General features: G+C 66.8%; 16 protein-coding genes. 1 reads left to right on the top strand and 15 read right to left on the bottom strand.

Annotated features, from left to right (window positions below; genetic code table 11):
* Nucleotides 1-111: 111 nt before the first annotated feature.
* Nucleotides 112-1,461, top strand: coding sequence for an HNH endonuclease signature motif containing protein (locus BM349_RS12850; RefSeq protein WP_091707341.1), 1,350 nt, complete (start codon nucleotides 112-114; stop codon nucleotides 1,459-1,461).
* 124 nt (nucleotides 1,462-1,585) lie between these two features.
* Here BM349_RS12850 and BM349_RS12845 read toward each other — a convergent pair whose 3' ends face one another.
* The 15 genes from BM349_RS12845 to BM349_RS12775 form a co-directional block, all read right to left on the bottom strand.
* The gene (locus tag BM349_RS12845) at nucleotides 1,586-2,593 is read right to left on the bottom strand and encodes a Gfo/Idh/MocA family protein (RefSeq protein WP_091707340.1); all 1,008 of its coding nucleotides are present in this window, start codon (nucleotides 2,591-2,593) and stop codon (nucleotides 1,586-1,588) included.
* A gap of 24 nt (nucleotides 2,594-2,617) precedes the next feature.
* A complete protein-coding gene (locus BM349_RS12840; protein WP_091707339.1) occupies nucleotides 2,618-3,412 on the bottom strand; it encodes a sugar phosphate isomerase/epimerase family protein in 795 nt (264 codons plus the stop codon).
* Between the two features lie 50 nt (nucleotides 3,413-3,462).
* Entirely contained in the window at nucleotides 3,463-4,464 is a 1,002-nt protein-coding gene (locus tag BM349_RS12835; protein WP_091709241.1) for a sugar phosphate isomerase/epimerase family protein, read from the bottom strand.
* Between the two features lie 100 nt (nucleotides 4,465-4,564).
* Entirely contained in the window at nucleotides 4,565-5,752 is a 1,188-nt protein-coding gene (locus tag BM349_RS12830) for a Gfo/Idh/MocA family protein (RefSeq protein WP_175525298.1), read from the bottom strand.
* Complete coding sequence (locus BM349_RS12825) at nucleotides 5,749-6,165, bottom strand: C-glycoside deglycosidase beta subunit domain-containing protein (RefSeq protein WP_091707338.1); 417 nt, start codon at nucleotides 6,163-6,165, stop codon at nucleotides 5,749-5,751. Before BM349_RS12825 ends, BM349_RS12830 begins: the two co-directional genes overlap by 4 nt.
* A 9-nt stretch (nucleotides 6,166-6,174) precedes the next feature.
* Entirely contained in the window at nucleotides 6,175-6,957 is a 783-nt protein-coding gene (locus tag BM349_RS12820; protein ID WP_091707337.1) for a nuclear transport factor 2 family protein, read from the bottom strand.
* The gene (locus tag BM349_RS12815; RefSeq protein ID WP_091707336.1) at nucleotides 6,950-8,020 is read right to left on the bottom strand and encodes a sugar phosphate isomerase/epimerase family protein; all 1,071 of its coding nucleotides are present in this window, start codon (nucleotides 8,018-8,020) and stop codon (nucleotides 6,950-6,952) included. The genes BM349_RS12820 and BM349_RS12815 overlap by 8 nt, the downstream gene beginning before the upstream one ends.
* Nucleotides 8,017-9,123, bottom strand: coding sequence for a sugar phosphate isomerase/epimerase family protein (locus BM349_RS12810; RefSeq protein ID WP_091707335.1), 1,107 nt, complete (start codon nucleotides 9,121-9,123; stop codon nucleotides 8,017-8,019). The genes BM349_RS12815 and BM349_RS12810 overlap by 4 nt, the downstream gene beginning before the upstream one ends.
* Nucleotides 9,120-9,515, bottom strand: a complete 396-nt coding sequence (locus BM349_RS12805; RefSeq protein ID WP_091707334.1) for a C-glycoside deglycosidase beta subunit domain-containing protein — start codon at nucleotides 9,513-9,515, stop codon at nucleotides 9,120-9,122. Before BM349_RS12805 ends, BM349_RS12810 begins: the two co-directional genes overlap by 4 nt.
* Nucleotides 9,516-9,589: 74 nt before the next feature.
* Nucleotides 9,590-11,125 (bottom strand): GMC oxidoreductase, encoded by a 1,536-nt coding sequence (locus BM349_RS12800; protein ID WP_091707333.1) that lies wholly within the window; start codon nucleotides 11,123-11,125, stop codon nucleotides 9,590-9,592.
* Nucleotides 11,122-11,916, bottom strand: a complete 795-nt coding sequence (locus BM349_RS12795; protein WP_091707332.1) for a sugar phosphate isomerase/epimerase family protein — start codon at nucleotides 11,914-11,916, stop codon at nucleotides 11,122-11,124. Before BM349_RS12795 ends, BM349_RS12800 begins: the two co-directional genes overlap by 4 nt.
* An 18-nt stretch (nucleotides 11,917-11,934) precedes the next feature.
* Entirely contained in the window at nucleotides 11,935-12,309 is a 375-nt protein-coding gene (locus BM349_RS12790; RefSeq protein ID WP_091707331.1) for a nuclear transport factor 2 family protein, read from the bottom strand.
* Nucleotides 12,310-12,313: 4 nt separating this feature from the next.
* Nucleotides 12,314-13,150 carry a carbohydrate ABC transporter permease gene (locus tag BM349_RS12785; protein WP_091707330.1) on the bottom strand — a complete coding sequence of 279 codons (837 nt, stop codon included), beginning with the start codon at nucleotides 13,148-13,150 and terminating at the stop codon, nucleotides 12,314-12,316.
* A gap of 1 nt (nucleotide 13,151) precedes the next feature.
* Nucleotides 13,152-14,111, bottom strand: coding sequence for a carbohydrate ABC transporter permease (locus tag BM349_RS12780; RefSeq protein ID WP_091707329.1), 960 nt, complete (start codon nucleotides 14,109-14,111; stop codon nucleotides 13,152-13,154).
* A 74-nt stretch (nucleotides 14,112-14,185) separates the two neighbouring features.
* Entirely contained in the window at nucleotides 14,186-15,487 is a 1,302-nt protein-coding gene (locus BM349_RS12775; RefSeq protein WP_091707328.1) for an ABC transporter substrate-binding protein, read from the bottom strand.
* Between the last annotated feature and the right edge of the window lie 59 nt (nucleotides 15,488-15,546).

The following is a 15,546-nucleotide window of genomic DNA, read 5'->3' as shown; positions in this document are numbered from 1 at the left end:
GCGGGCCAGCGGCTACGGCTGGGCGCGGGGGTGATTACGCTCGGCCCGTTTCGTTCGTTGATCGGGTGAAACCCCGACCGCGATGTCGGAACCCCTCGACACAATTGGTAGATGAGCACCTCCGCCCTCGCCGCCGCGAAGAGGGCTGACGCGCGGTTGGCGACGCTTCTGCCGGAGCTGGTCGGGACCCGGCGTGAGATGGCCCGCCTGCAGGCTCACGAGGCGCAGCTCCTCGCCGAAGCCCGCGTGATCGCCGACGATTGGGCGGCCGAAGCCGATCCCGACGCGACCAGCACAGCCGAGTTTCCGCATCGATCCGTCGCAGCCGAGATCGCCGCCGCCTGGCGCGTGAGCGACCGCACGGTGCAGCGGCAGATCGACGACGCCGCAGCGCTCGTGGGTGACTTCCCCGAGACGCATGCTGCTCTCGCCGCGGGCCAGATATCGGCGGCGCATGCTCGCGTGATCCTCGCCGCGGGCATCGTGATCGACAGGTCCGAGCTGCGAGCGGAATTCGAGGCCTCCGTCCTGGACTACGCGAGAGCGGAGTCGGCATCTCGGCTCGCCCCGATCGCGAAGAGACGTGCGGAATGGTTCGGCGATACCTCGTTCGATGACCGTCACTCCCGGGCCCGCCACGGCCGCCGTGTCTGGGTGGACGACCTCGACGACGGCATGAGCGAACTGCATCTGGTCGGCCCGACCGTTCTCGTACGCGCCTCGCACGACCGGCTCACCCGGCTCGCCCACGCGGTCGCGAAGCAGAGGCCGACAGATGCCGGGTCCACCGCCGACAGCGCGGAAACCGCCGCCACCTTCGCACCCGTCGACGGTCTTCGCGAAGACTCCCGCACGCTGGATCAGCTGCGCGCCGACGTCACGCTCGACCTGATCCTCACCGCCGATCCCGTCGCCCACGACACTGGGCCAACGGAGATCCACGCCACCGTGAGCGTCACCGTGCCCGTGCTCGCCCTCATCGACGACCGAGTTCGCGACCCGTTCGAGGCGGTCATGCTCGACGGGCACGGTCCGATCGACGCCGACACCGCGCGGATGCTCGCCGCGGACGCACCCGGATGGGATCGGATCCTCACCCATCCGATCACCGGCGCAGTCCTGGCGGTGGATCGCTATCGCCCAAGCGAAGAGATGCGCCGGCACCTCCGTGTGCGCGACCAGCACTGCAGATTCCCCGGGTGCCGCATGCCCACCCGAACATGCGACGCCGACCATACACTCGACTTCGCCCGCGGCGGGAAGACTACGGCCGACAACCTCGCGAACCTCTGCCGACGACACCACACCCTCAAACATCAGACCTCCTGGACCGCCGTGCAGGGCGGAGGAGGAGTGCTCGAATGGACGAGTCCGACGGGGTCGACCTACATCGACCGACCCGTCAGCACCATCGCGTTCGCACCCGACTCGGAGTCCGAGTACGCGACCGCACCCTTCTGAGGCCGCGCGGCGGTCAGCCCGCGAGGAGACCACGGTTCCGCGACCACCAGCGCCTTAGACCGCCACGGGGGTCGCGCAGCACATCAGCAACGGCATCCCCGCCTTACGCACTCGGCGCATCGCTTCAGTGCGGCTGGAGGCCCGCCGCCCGGTACACCTCATCCACGACGCGCATCGTGCCGACGCCGAGTGACGCCTCCAGCGGGCTGGGCGACCCGTCGCGCAGCACAGCGACCAGGTGCTCGAGCTGACGCGAATAGCTGTTCTCGCCCTCCGCCGCCTTCTCCTCGACCAGAAGCTCCTCACCCGCGGAGACGCGCAGCACCGCGCCCCACTGGGGCACGATCACGCTCGTCGCCGCGAGGTCGGCAGCCGATCCTGTGACCCGCAGCGACATGCTGCCCTGATCGTCGCCGATGAACGAGGAGCGCACCAGCGCGGGAATGCCGCCCGGAAGCTCCAGCACGGCATCCGTCTGCATGTCCACACGCGGGTCGGCGTCGTACCGCACTGCCTCCGCCGAAATCACCGACGGCTCTCCCCAGGCGGCTCGCATGAGGTCGACGGCGTAGCAGCCGACATCCATGAACGAGCCTCCGCCCAGGTCGCCGTCGAGGCGGATGTTGCCGGGCTTGGCGACGAAGTGAGGGATGCTGAAATCGAACTCGACGCGCTGGATCTGCCCCAGAACCCCAGAGTCAAGTACCTCCAGCAGCCGACGGGTGAAGCCGTGCAGCCGATAGTGGAAGCCCACGAAGGCACGCCGACCCGCGGCATCCGCGGCATGGACGATCTGCTCTGCGGTGGAGGCGTTCGCCGACAGCGGCTTCTCGCACAGCACGTGCTTGCCGGCCCGCAGCGCCCGCAGCGCCCACTCCGCCTGCACGGTCGAAGGCAGCGGGAGGTAGACGAGATCGATGTCGGGATCGTGCAGAACCGACTCGTAGTCACCCGCCTCCGGGACGCCCAGGCGGTCGCCCAGCGAGCGCGCCCGTTCCGGGTCACGTGCGCCGATCGCGACCACGCGGACGCCCTCGAGCTCGCGCGCCGGCTCGATCATCGCCCGTTCGGCGATTCCGGCTGCCCCGAGGATGCCGATGCCCAGGCGGGGTTCGGTCGTGGGAGTGGTCATCGATGACTCTTTCTCGTGAGCGGGCTACGAGGCGGCTGCGACCAGATCTCGAATGAAGTCGAGCGAATCCTGTGATTCCGACGGGAGCGACTCGAGACCGATGGGTCCGTCATAGCCGGCGCGTCGAAGCGAGGTGAGCACCTGGAACCAATCGATCGTTCCCGTGCCTGGAGCGCCTCTGCCGGGCGCGTCAGCGAACTGCACGTATCGGATGAGAGAGCCTGCATCCGCGATCTCCACGGGTGGATGCTCTCCCTCCACAGAAGAGTGATACACGTCGTAGAGCACCCCGAAAAAGTGGGAATCGACCTGACGTGCCACGTAGACGGCTTCCCGCGTTCGATCGATGAGCATTCCCGGATGATCGACTCGCGTGTTGACCGCCTCGAGCACGAGAGTGACATTCGAACCCTCGATCTGCGTCGTCGCCTTTCGGAACACCTCGGCGAGAAGGTCAAGCTGCGTCTGTCGGGGTGTCTCTGTGTGCGCTGTTCCACAACTGACGACGATTCGGGGACAACCCAGAAGATGGGCGACCTCGACTCCGTCATCCAGACCGGAGTAGAAGGCCGAATGATCCATCGGAGGAATCATGAAGTGGGTCCGAGGTTCGCTGGTCAGCAGCGTCAGGCGTGCGCCGGTGTCGTCGAGCGCTGCCTTCAACGCCGGAAGGTCCTTGGGTCGCGAGGGGTAGTCGTGCCCGCGCGGCCCCCACATCTCGACGGCCGTGAATCCCGCCGCTGCGGCCGCACGCACGCGGTCGCTGTAGTCGTCGGACTCCGCGAAGAGGACCTCGATGTTGGGGGCGAGCTCATACATGCGCGACCCTTGCGGGAGCTTCCCGCAGTGCGAAAGGCATGCGGCCGCTTTTACTTCGTCGAGAACGCGGCGTCGAACGCCGCAGCGGGCTGAGCGATCTCCGCCAGCCTGCGCACGAACGCGAGAGCCTCGGGCGCTCCGATCAGCCTGTCCATCCCGGCGTCCTCCCACTCGACGCTCGTCGGCCCGTCGTAGCCGATCGCGTTCAGCGCGCGGAACAGCGGCTCCCAGCGCACGGCTCCGTGCCCGGTCGAGACGAAGGTCCAGCCGCGCCGCGGGTCGGCCCACGGCCGGTGCGAGCCGAGCACGCCGTTGCGGCCGTCGAGGTTGGTGATCGACTCCTTCACGTGCACGTGGAAGATGTGCTCGGCGAAGTCGAGCACGAACGCCACATAATCCAGCTGCTGCCAGACGAAGTGCGACGGATCGAAGTTGAACCCGAAGCTCTTGCGATGGCCGATCGCCTCGAGGGTGTCCTTCGCGGTCCAGTAGTCGTACGCGATCTCGGACGGGTGCACCTCGAGCGCGAAGCGCACCCCGACCTCTTCGAACACGTCGAGGATCGGGTTCCAGCGGGCGGCGAAGTCCTGGTAGCCGCGCGCGATGAACTCCTCGGACGCCGGCGGGAACATCGCGACGGCCTTCCAGATCGCGGAGCCCGTGAATCCGACAACCGTCTTCACGCCGAGCTTGGCAGCGAACCGTGCGGTGTTCTTCATGTCCTCGGCGGCGCGCTGCCGCACACCCTCGGGGTCACCGTCGCCCCACACGCGATCCGAGAGGATGTCGCGGTGCCGCTCGTCGATCGGGTCGTCGCACACCGCCTGGCCGGTGAGGTGATTGGAGATCGTGTAGACCTTCAGGCCGTTGCGCTCCAGGATGTCCAGCCGTGACTGCACGTACTCGGCGTCGTCCCACCGCGACACGTCGAGGTGGTCGCCCCAGCAGGCGATCTCGAGGCCGTCGTAGCCCCATTCGCCCGCAAGGCGCGCGACCTCTTCGAACGGCAGATCGGCCCACTGGCCGGTGAACAGGGTGATCGGGCGTGGCATCATTGCTCCTTTACTGAGTCCGGTCGTTGAGCGAGCGAAGCGAGACGAAACGCCTCGAGTCTGCGAGCGACGTTTCGTCTCGGTCGCTTCGCTCCCTCGCTCAACGACCGATGGTGGTGGTGACGGGGGCGGCGATGCGGACCCAGGCGGATTCGTTGTCGCTCGAGCGCTCGACCGCGTCGAGTACACGCTGCACCGAAAGACCCTCGGCGAACGAGGGGTGCGGATCGGTTCCCTCGGCGATCGCGGTGACCAGGTCCACCACCTGGTGGCTGAACCCGTGCTCGTAGCCGAGCATGTGGCCGGCGGGCCACCAGGCGCCGACGTAAGGATGCTGCGCCTCGGTGACCAGGATCTTGGTGAAGCCCTGCCGGTCGTCGGGGGCGGTGCGGTCGTAGAACTGGAGGCTGTTGAGGTCTTCGAGATCGAACGCGAGCGCGCCCTTGTCGCCGGACACCTCGATCGTGAGCGCGTTCTTGCGGCCGGTCGCGAAACGGGTCGCCTCGAACGAGACCAGCGCACCGTTGGAGAGGCGGCCGGTGAAGATCGCTACGTCGTCGACGGTGACCTCGCCGAAGCCTTCGGCTGCGATACCTGTCAGGCCCGAACCCGCGCCCAGAAGCGGGCGCTCCTTCACGATCGTGTCGATCGTGCCCGAGATGGCCTCGACGTTCAGGCCGGTCGCGAACTGGGTCATGTCGATGATGTGCGCGCCGATGTCTCCCAGCGCACCCGAGCCGGCGTGCTCCTTCTGCAGGCGCCACGCGAGCGGCATCGCCGGGTCGACGAGCCAGTCCTGCCGGTACGCGGCGCGCACCTGCTGCACCGTGCCTACGACTCCCTGAGCGATCAGGTCGCGCAGGAAGGTGACGGCAGGAACGCGACGGTACGTGAAGCCGACCATCGACCGGATGCCGCGCTCGGCGGCACGGGCGGCGGCATCCGCCATCGCCTCGGCTTCGTCGACCGTGTTCGCAAGCGGTTTCTCGACGAGGACGTGCTTGCCGGCCTCGAGAGCCGCGATGGCGATCTCGGCGTGCGAGTCGCCCGGCGTGACGATGTCGACGATGTCGACGTCGTCGCGCGCGATCACTTCGCGCCAGTCGGTCGCCGACTCGGTCCAGCCCCACTTCTGGGCGGCCGCGGCGACGGCATCCGCGTTCCGGCCGACGACCACGGACATCTCGACGTCCACCGGAAGGTCGAACATGCGGGGAGCCTGCCGCCATCCCACCGAATGGGTGGCACCCATGAACCCATAGCCGATCAGGGCCACCTTGAGCGTCATGCCAGCACGACCTCGCGCTCGACCGGCACGCGGTTCGTGACGTAGCGGCCGGGGCCGCCGTCGACGCCGGGCATGATCTGCATGTACAGCAGGCGCATCGTCAGCACGACCTCGACGGTCAGCTTCTCGCCCGCCGCGGGGGCGTGATCGAGCGGAATCACGACCTCGGGCTTGTCGGCGACGAACCAGAGCGTCTCGGACTGCTCGGGCAGCTCCTCGATGCGGTAGCTCGTGTCATTCAGCACGAAGCGCAGCTCATCCTTGGGCACCTCGACGCCGTTGATGGATGCTGCGACATCGTCGACCGCCGACAGCCAGAGGCTGCGGTACCAGGGAAGCTGCACCGAGACGGCGATGCCGTCCCCGGTCCGGCGGACGTCCTTCTCGGAGAAGAGCGAGTTGTGCGTTGCCATGATCGGTCCCTACTTGAAGGTGTCTTCGAAAGTGTCGTGAGCGACCGGCGGTGCCGGCTCGAGCTTCTGCACCGTCGTGGGGCTGTACGGATGGTTCGTGCTGGGCACGGGTTCGTCGGCGGGGGGCATGAACACGGGCTTGCCGTCGTCGCCGAAGTACATGAGGTCGAGGTCGAAAGCGCCCTGGTTCTTCAGGCCGAAGCTGATCCAGTTCTCCTCGAACGGAGCGCGGGCCAGCTCGTAGCAGCGGAACTTCCAGAACTTCCACTCCCCGTCCTGCTTGAGGAAGTCCACGGCGTACTTGCACCACACCCAATGCGCCCAGACCTTCTTGCCGAGCACCTCGTCGGGCGAGTACATATCGGGGAACGCCTCGGCGACCTTCGGGTCGGTCAGCCCCGACTCGGTTCCTGCCATGAGCCAGACGCCCTTGGCGGTCTTGCCGTCGGCCGCGACTTCGATCACCGGGGTCGTGGTCGCGTGCAGGATGAGCTTGCCCTCGGGAGACGGACGGTCGCGGTGGTACCGGGTCACGCTCTCCCACGTGGTGTACTGCCCGGCGTTGGTGTACCGGGCGCGGATGCCCTCCGTGCCCTCCTTCACCCACAGCGGGATGATCTGCTCGTCCTGGAACGCGTTGTGCAGGAACATGTAGCGGTTGAAGAGGTTCTCGACTTGACCGCGGTCCTCCGCGCGCTGCGCGAGCGCACGCACGGCGACGACCTCCTCGCGGAGGCTCGCGAGCTCGGACTGGAGTTCGGCGATCGACGCAGTGGCGATGGTGTCAGACATTGGCGTTCTCCTTCGCAGCGACGGTGTCTTCGATGGCCTTGCGCATGAGCGCGTGCTGCTTCTTGACGAGGTCGATCGGGTCGGACTCCCCGAGGTCGGAGAACGCGTGGCCCTCCCACTCACTGGACAGGTAGCCCTGGTACCCGCCCTCGACGAACTGGCGGACGATCCGAGGGATGTCCATCGCGGGCTCCTCGCCGTCGGCCCCGATGTCGTAGAACTTCGCGTGCACGTGGAAGATCTGCGGCATGATGTCGAGCCACTCCTCCGGCGGCACCAGACCGTGCATGTTGAACGCGAGGCGCGTGAACGGGCCGAATTGCAGGAAGTCGACACCCTCGCCCGACAGGTAGTCCTCGAACTTCTGGTTGCGCACGTGCATCGGCGTCGGCTCGTGCCAGATCTCGTCCATCACCGCGAAGTGCTTCTCATCCATGCCCATGTTGCCGAGCGTGCGCAGCAGCGTCGGCGAGAGCGAGTGCATCGTCGACGAGAAGTCGGCGGTGAAGCCGAGGCGGTCGGACTGCAGTTCGTCGTACATCTCGCGCATCTGCAGCACCTGCGGGTTGTTCGGCCCCGACGGCGCGTGGATCTCGTAGCCGAGCTTCTGGTCGTACTTCTCCGCGAGCGGAAGGAGGCTGCGCAGCAGCTCCTTACCGTGCGAGCGGATGACGACCTTCTTGAAGCCGAGCGTGTGCGCGGTCTTGAGCTGCCGGGCGAGGAAGTCGTGCTCCTCGTCGGGCGTCATGTCGCGGTCCTTGCGGCGCCCCATATCGAGGTTCGTTCCCACCGCGCTCGCCTCGAGGCCGTACTTCTCGAGCGAGTCGAACCACAGCTTCACGAAGGCGTCGTCGACATCGGGATACGTGCGCAGCAGCTGGGCGATGTTGAACTCGACGCCCGGGCCGATGCCCTCTTCCGCGACGGCGGCGATCAGGGTCTCGGGCGTGTACAGCCCCGCCGCGAACTCACTCGTCATCGAATAGAGGGTCGTCCCCAGCTTGATGCCGGTTCCGGCGATTCCGTCGTTCTCGGCGCCGTCCTGGGCCTGTCCAAGGGTCATGCTCCTGCTCCTTGCGTCGTGGGCAGCCAGGCGCCGAGCTGTGCGCGCGCCTCCGCCAGATCGGTGATCATGCGCGAGCCGGCGTCGGCGGCGGCGGAGCGCTGCACGGCCTGCTCGGCGCGGATGATGTCGAACGGCGACTCCCAGTTGTTCCAGTGCCAGCCCTCGTACTCGCTCGAGATCGCGCCGTTGTAGCCGATCTCGACCAGCAGCCGGATGAGGTCGCGCACGGGAACGGAGGGTTCCTCGCCGTTCTGGTCGATCCCGAAGAACTTGCCGTGCACGTGCTTGATCCACGGCGCGATCGCGAGCCAGTCGTCCACGCGCGCCGGGCCGAACAGGCCGGTGCCGTTGATGCCGAAGTCGATGCCGAGGTCGGGACGCCCATTGCGCGAGGCCAGCCCGATGAACGACCCGAACCGCTGGCCGTGCTCGGCCTGATCGGCCGGCGGCCCCTGCTCGTAGTACGTGTTCCACAGGTCGACGACCTGCCCGAGCAGCTCTTCCGACGCGCCGCGGCGACGGTAGGACTCGATCAGCGACGGGGCGAACCCGCTGACCGTGGCACCCCAGTCCATCGTGAAGCCGAGGAACGGGGATCCGACCTTCTCGTACCGGTCGCGCAGAGCGAGGATGCGCGGATGCGAGGCGAACTGGTCGGCGTGCACCTCGAGTGCGAGCGTGACGCCGTGCGCTTCGGCGATCGGGGCGAGCGCTTCCATCGAGTCCGGCTCGATCGAGATCTGCACGCGTGCGATCGGGAACCCGAGCTTCGCGGCAGCTTTGATCTGCCGCGTCATGTACGCGATGAGCTCGTCCTGGTTCAGCAGGCGATCACGGTGGATGCCGATATCGGCGTTCACGGCGAGCGAGGTCTGCGTGAGCCCGACCTCGTCGACGAGGTCGCGGAACCAGCCCGCGTACTGGTCGTCGATCTCGGGGAACCCGCGGAAGCTCGAGAAGCCGATGATCTCCAGGCCCGGGCCGAAGCCCTCGGCGGCCGTCTTGCGGATCAGCCCTTCGAGGTCGTACTCGCGCCCGTGGAACGCGCGGGTGAAGCTGTAGAGCGTGACGCCCTGGATGGGTGTACCGAGGGCGCTCATGCCGCCACCGCCTTCATGGTCTTGGTGTTGGTCTCGTCGATGTGCAGCGTCTCGGTGTCGGAGATGATGATGTACGGGATGTAGAGGGTCAGCCCGACGGTCACCTCGTGCTCGGCATCCGTATCGATCGGCAGTTCGCCCGACAGAACGGCGGAGTCGGTCGGGAACCACCACTCCGCGGTGTTGGTGCGCAGTTCGTCGAACGAGAACTCGCGGCCGTTCATGCTCCAGCGGAGCGAGTCGGCCGGAGCGTCGACGCCGTCGATGGTGAGCTTCGCGCCGGCGATGCACGAGCCCGGCAGCGCGCGGTACCACGGCAGACGGACCTCGACGGCGCTGCGCGCACCGTGGGTCGTGAGCGTTCCCTGCTCGATGATGCGATCGGGGATCACGAGAACCTCCTGGTTCTGGGCCGACGCGGTCGGCCGGACATCTTTGTCATTGTTTCTACACTCTAATGTCTGAATTAGACAGAAGCAAGCGCGGCGGCGATACGGCGCGCACCGCGCACGGCGAGAGCCACCCCCGTGAGCGTCGGGTTGCACGCGGTCGATGTCGGAATCACTCCGTTGCCCGCGACGAACAGACCCGGCACTCCCCAGACCTGGCTGTCGGGGTCGCAGACGCTCTCACCGTCGTCGGTCTCACCCATGCGCGTGGTGCCCTGATAGTGCAGCGAGGCACCGAGGGGCATCATGAACGGGCGGTCGTCGAGAGGCTCGCCGACCGCCTTCCCGAGTCGGACGATCTCGGCCATCGCCCGCTCGATCACCTCGTGATCGTGCGCGCTGAGGGTGTAGTGCACCGTCATGGCCGGCATCCCGTACCCGTCGACCGCCCGGTCGGAGAACTCCAGCCGGTCCGAGGCCTGCAGGTCCTTCGCGCAGAACAGACCGAGCCCTACGATCGATCCGGGCGCCGCCGGATCGTCCTCGGCGAGCTTCACCGGCGACGCATCGAGCTGCATGACCTGGCCGTGGAACGGGCTCTCGTCGGTGAACGGCACCCACGTGACGCCGCTGTACTCGCTGAGGCCTGTCTGCGGAGCGCCGTCGGCAAGCGCGGCGGGCTCGAAGTCGCGGATGCGCACCGCGAACACGATCTGCGCCTGGTCGTTGAGGTACCGCCCGAGAGCCCCAGGACGGATGCCGGAAGCCCAGAGCACCTGCGGGGTGCGGAGGGCGTCTGCCGCCACGACGACGTGGCGGGCGCGCACCTCGTGACTCTCGCCCGTGCGCTCGTCGGTGACCGCGACTCCGGCCGCGTGACCGTCTTCGATGAGCACCCTGGTCACGAGCGACTCGTCGTACAGCGTGAAGTTCGCGTTGCCGCGTGCCTCATCGCCGAGCACGACGTCCGACCCCGACCACACGAGTGCACCGTCGTCACGACGATGCACGGCGAGCGGCATCCGCTGGACGCGTTCGTACTCATCGCGGCCATCGTCGGCTGCGGCAGCCAGCCGACCGCGAACGAGCGGGGCATGTGGAGACGCCTCGAACGCGTCGGTCGTCACCCCGAGCAGACGCTCCGCCTCGGTCAGCAGCTCGTCGAGCTCACCGCTGTCGTCGAGGAAGCCGATGCGCTCGCTGTCGTTGGGTCGCGGGCACGCGCCGGTCCAGTGCGCCGACATGCCGCCGACATTGCTCGAGAACGCCGCGACCGGCAGGCCGTCCTCGCCCTCGACCTGGTACCCCGATTCGAGCAGGAACGTACCCGGGCGCGCGCGGCGCTGAGCAGTTTTCACGATTCCGCCGACACGATCGCCGTCGTCGTGGGCATTCGGTCCCTCCGACCGCAGCTGTGCGCGAGCGCGTTCATCGGGGTCGGCGATGTTCTTCACGTGTGCGCCTGGCGGATCGGAGACGGTCGGACCGACCTCGAACATGGCGATCGTCGCTGCCGGGGCATTCTCGCTCAGGATGCGCGCGTAGGTCGCACCGGCCGGCCCGCTTCCGACGATGGCGACGTCGACGACCTCCGGGTACTCGCGCGTACTCACGCCTGAGCCGCCAGATCTCGGATGTACTGCACCGACTCGGCCGACGCGGTCTTCGGGTAGTACTCGAGCCCGACGGGTCCGTCGTAACCCGACGAGCGAAGGGTCGCGAGGGTCGCGGGCCAGTCGATTGAACCCGTACCCGGCTCCCCGCGGCCTTCGGTGTCGGCCAGCTGCACGTACTTCACGATCGATCCGGCGTTCGCCAGCTCGGCTGCCATGTCCTCGCCCTCGACGGCCGAGTGGTAGATGTCGTACAGGACGCCGAAGTACGGCGAGTCCACGCCTCGAGCGACGTACACGCCTTCGGCGGTGCGGTCCAGGAGCGAACCGGGGTGGTCGACGCGCACGTTGACCGGCTCGAGGACGAGCGTGATGCCGGAGCCCTCGATCTGCGCGATCGCCTTCTGGTAGATCTCGATGAGCTTGTCCAGCTGCACCTGGCGCTTCCAGCCGCCGAACCCGGTCCCGCTGCCGACCACTATGCGGGGAGTTCCGAGGAAGTGCGCGATCTCGACGCCCTCGTCGAGCTTGCGGTAGAACTCCGAGTGGTCCCAGGGCGGGATCATGAACTGCGTGCGCGGCTCCGAGAGCTGTGCCGTCATCTGGGTGCCGGTCTCGTCGAGCGCGGCCTTGAGCGCGGGCAGATCTTTCGGCGTCGAGGGCGCGTCGACGCCGGTCGGACCCCACATCTCGACCGCGGTGAATCCGGATGCCGCGGCCGCGCGCACGCGGTCGTGATAGTCGCCGGCCTCGGTGAAGAGCAGTTCGATGTTGGGTGCGAGCTGGTACATGGGTTCGTCCTTCGGTGGTCAGAACATCGGATGGTCGTGGGCGGCATGCGCCGGGACTTGCTGAAGCACGTCCCAGTGCTCGACGATCCGGCCGCTCTCGAATCGGTAGATGTCCGCGACCGCGGCGTCGGGTGCGCCGGGACGGGAGGCCTTGACGTGCACCATCGCGAGGTCGCCGTCCACGAGGATCCGCTGGATCTCGAAGACCGCCTCGGGTGAGCCGTCGAATTTGGGGTTCAGCATCTCGATCGCGGCGGCGGGGCCGTCGACGATCGTCGGGTTGTGCTGGCGATAGTCGTCGGCGACGAGGAATGCGAAGGCATCCGCCACCCGCTTCTGGACGTAGAAGAGATCCGCGAACCGCTCGAAAGCGACCCGGTTGTCGTCCGTCATCGGATCAGCCCTTCAGCCCACCGGCGAACCCTTGGATGAAGCGCTTCTGCGCGAACAGGTAGAACGCCAGGATCGGGATCATCGACACGATCACGATCGCGAAGATCTTGTTCCACGCCGAGACCAGCGAGCCGATGTAGTAGTACATCGCGACGGGGAGGGTCTGGTTCGCGGATCCGCCGAGGAAGATCAGCGACGTGAAGAAGTCGTTCCAGACGATCAGTCCGCACAGGATCGCGACGGTTCCGGTCGCGGGCGACATGAGCGGAAGCACGATCCGGAAGAAGATCTGCGTCCGGCTGGCCCCGTCGATCGTGGCGGCTTCCTCGTACTCGGTCCCGAGTCCTCGGAAGAAGCCGGCGTACAGGAAGATCGACAGGGGAAGCAGCATCCCGGTGTAGAGGATGATCATGCCCCAGATCGATCCGGTCAGCCCGACGGTGCGTGCGCCGATGTACAGCGGCACGGTGCCGAGCTGGGTCGGGAGGATGATCGCCACGAGGAAGAGGAAGTAGACACCGCGACTCCACCGTCGCGTGCTGCGGGCGATGACGTAGCCGGTCAACGCGCCGAGCAGCACGAGAAGCAGAATGCTGCCGGTCGTGATCAGGATGCTGTTGATCAGGCCCATGATCACGTTCGAATTGCCGGTCGCGGTCAGCACGTCGATGAAATTACTGAAGTCGATGGACGACGGGGGCGTCAGCGCCGTCGTAGTGAGGGTCTCCTGGTCGGATTTCAGCGACGTCGCCAACAGGAAATAGAACGGGGCCAGGAACACGATGGCGATGATCCAGAAGGCGACCTCGCGGAGTGCCGTGAACTTCGTGTAGCGGAACATGTCAGCTCTCCTCCGGGCGGCCATTGGTGACGCGCTGCTGGACGAGTGCGAAGGCCAGGATGATCAGGGTCAGCAGCAGGGCGAGTGCCGCCCCGTAGCCGAAATTGCCGAGCGAGAAGGACTGCTTGTAGACCTGCGTCGCCAGCGTCTCGGTGGCGCCGGCCGGTCCACCGGCCGTGAGGGCCATGATCTGGTCGAAGACGCGCAGCCCGTTGACGATGCCGAGTGTCGTCGCAATCGCCACTGCGGGGCGGATCGAGGGCAGCGTGACGTGCCAGAAGCGCTGCCAGAGGTTGGCGCCGTCGATCGCGGCTGCTTCTTCGATCTCAACCGGCACGGCCGCGAGACCGGCCATGTAGATGACCATCGCGAATCCGGTGTTCTGCCAGACGATCACGATCAGCACCGTCCAGATCGCCCACGTCGGGTCCGCAACCCAGGGCTTGATGAAGTCCCCGAGACCGACCGCCGTCAGCGCCGCGTTCAGCGGGCCGTTGTAGTCGAAGATGAACTTCCAGATATATGAGACGGCGAGTGGGCTGAGCACGACCGGCATGAAGAACAGCACGCGCAGCACGTACCGGGACTTCAGCCCACGGTTGAGTCCGAGCGCGATGGCCAGACCGGCGATGTTGCTCAGGACGACCGAGGCGAACGCAAGGAAGAGGGTGTTGCCGAGGGCGCCGATCTTGGTCGGATCCTGGAAGATCTTGACGAAGTTCTCGAGGCCGATGAAGTTGAAGTCGCCGATGCCCGACCAGTCCGTGAAGGCGAAGAACCCTCCGACTGCAGTCGCGACGTAGTGGATCGCGATGACGAGGACGATCCCGGGCAGTGCCCACCACCAGTAGCCGAACTTCAGCAGGCCCGGTCGGCGCGGCTGCTGCGCCTCGGCGCGGCGACGGCCACTTTTCTTGGGAAGGACGACGAGCTCCGTCTCCGATTCCACTGTTCCGGTCATGATTCGTCGTGTCCTCACGTCATCGTGCACAAAGTGCGACCGCCCGGGAGATGATCTCCCGGGCGGTCAGATTGTCACTGATCCCAGGCGGTGTCCATGTCGGCGAGCACCTGGTCGATCGTCTTCTGACCGGTCAGGAGGCCTTGAACGCCGACCGAAAGCGCGTCGTAAACCGACGGGTTGGGCCAGACGTTGGACGGCAGGGAGGTGTACGAGCTGGACGCGAGCAGATCGACCACGGGTTCGTAGATCGTGCCGGTGAGGTCCATGTCCTTGTAGGCGGACACGGGCAGCTCGCCCGAGAGCTCGTAGTACTTCTGCTGCTGGGCGTCTTCGGACATCCACTCGAGGAAGGCAGCGGAGGCGTCCTTGGCTTTGGAGGCGGCGTTGATCGACAGCGTGTAGTTCGAGCTGGCCATGATGTACGGCGTTCCGCCATCGCCGGCCGGGAACGGCTCGACCGCGAACGCGGCCTCGGGCGGTGCAGCCTTCGCGATCTCGATCGCGGCGCCCGACGGGATGAATCCGCCGATCGAGGTTCCGCCGGAGAGACCGTTGGTGATGGCGTCGAAGCCACCGCCTTCTGACCCTGCCTGGAAGCATCCGCCGTCGTTCAGATCGATGATCGTCTGAAGTGTGTCCTTCCAGCCATCGCTGTCGGCGAAGGTCGTGTCGCCGTCCGCGCGCTGCTGGTTCCAGTCGGGTTCTTCGGCGTACACGCGCGTGGCAGAGATCGCCTGGGCCATCAGACCCGTGTTCGGCGGGGCCGCGCCGGCGAGGGCGAACAGCGAGCCGCCCGTGGCGGCCGCGGCGTCGCACGCGGCGTAGAGGTCGTCCATCGACTCGGGCCAAACGAAGTCCGCGATACCCATGCGTCCCGCATTTCCGAAGCTCGCAACGACGGATCCGATGGTGAAGTCGAGCGGCTGTCCGTAGACCTTGCCGTCGATCTCGAAGAGCGACTCACTGCCCTCCGGCACCAGGCTCTGGGCGGTGTCGCCGAGGGGCTCGAGGAAGCCGGCGTCGGCGAGGCCGATCAGACCACGGGCGTCACCGCTTCCAGGTGTGGTCTGGATCACGTCTGCACCGTTGCCTGCCTGCAGCTGGGTGCGGATCGTCTCGCCGTACTTGTCGTTGGGCGTCGGGTTGGTCGTGATGGTGACGTCGGGGTTCTCCTCCATGTAGAGGTCGGCCAGCGTCTGGTACGGGCTCTCGAGGTTGTTGGAGGTTGCGAACGTGAACGAGAACGCCTGCGCGCCTCCGGCCGACTCTTCGGGGGTGGCCGAGGAGGAGCAGCCGGCAAGGATGAGGGCACCTGCGGCCGTGACGGCGAAGATGCCGTGACCGAGGACGCGAGAGCGACTGTGCTGTGTCATGTCCAGCCTTTCTGACTTCGTTGTCTGCAGAACACACGGGCTGCGTTCCGCTGTATTGC

Source organism: Microbacterium sp. cf046 (genome assembly GCF_900114345.1).
Lineage (GTDB): Bacteria > Actinomycetota > Actinomycetes > Actinomycetales > Microbacteriaceae > Microbacterium.
This window is presented reverse-complemented; position numbering and strand designations above follow the sequence as displayed.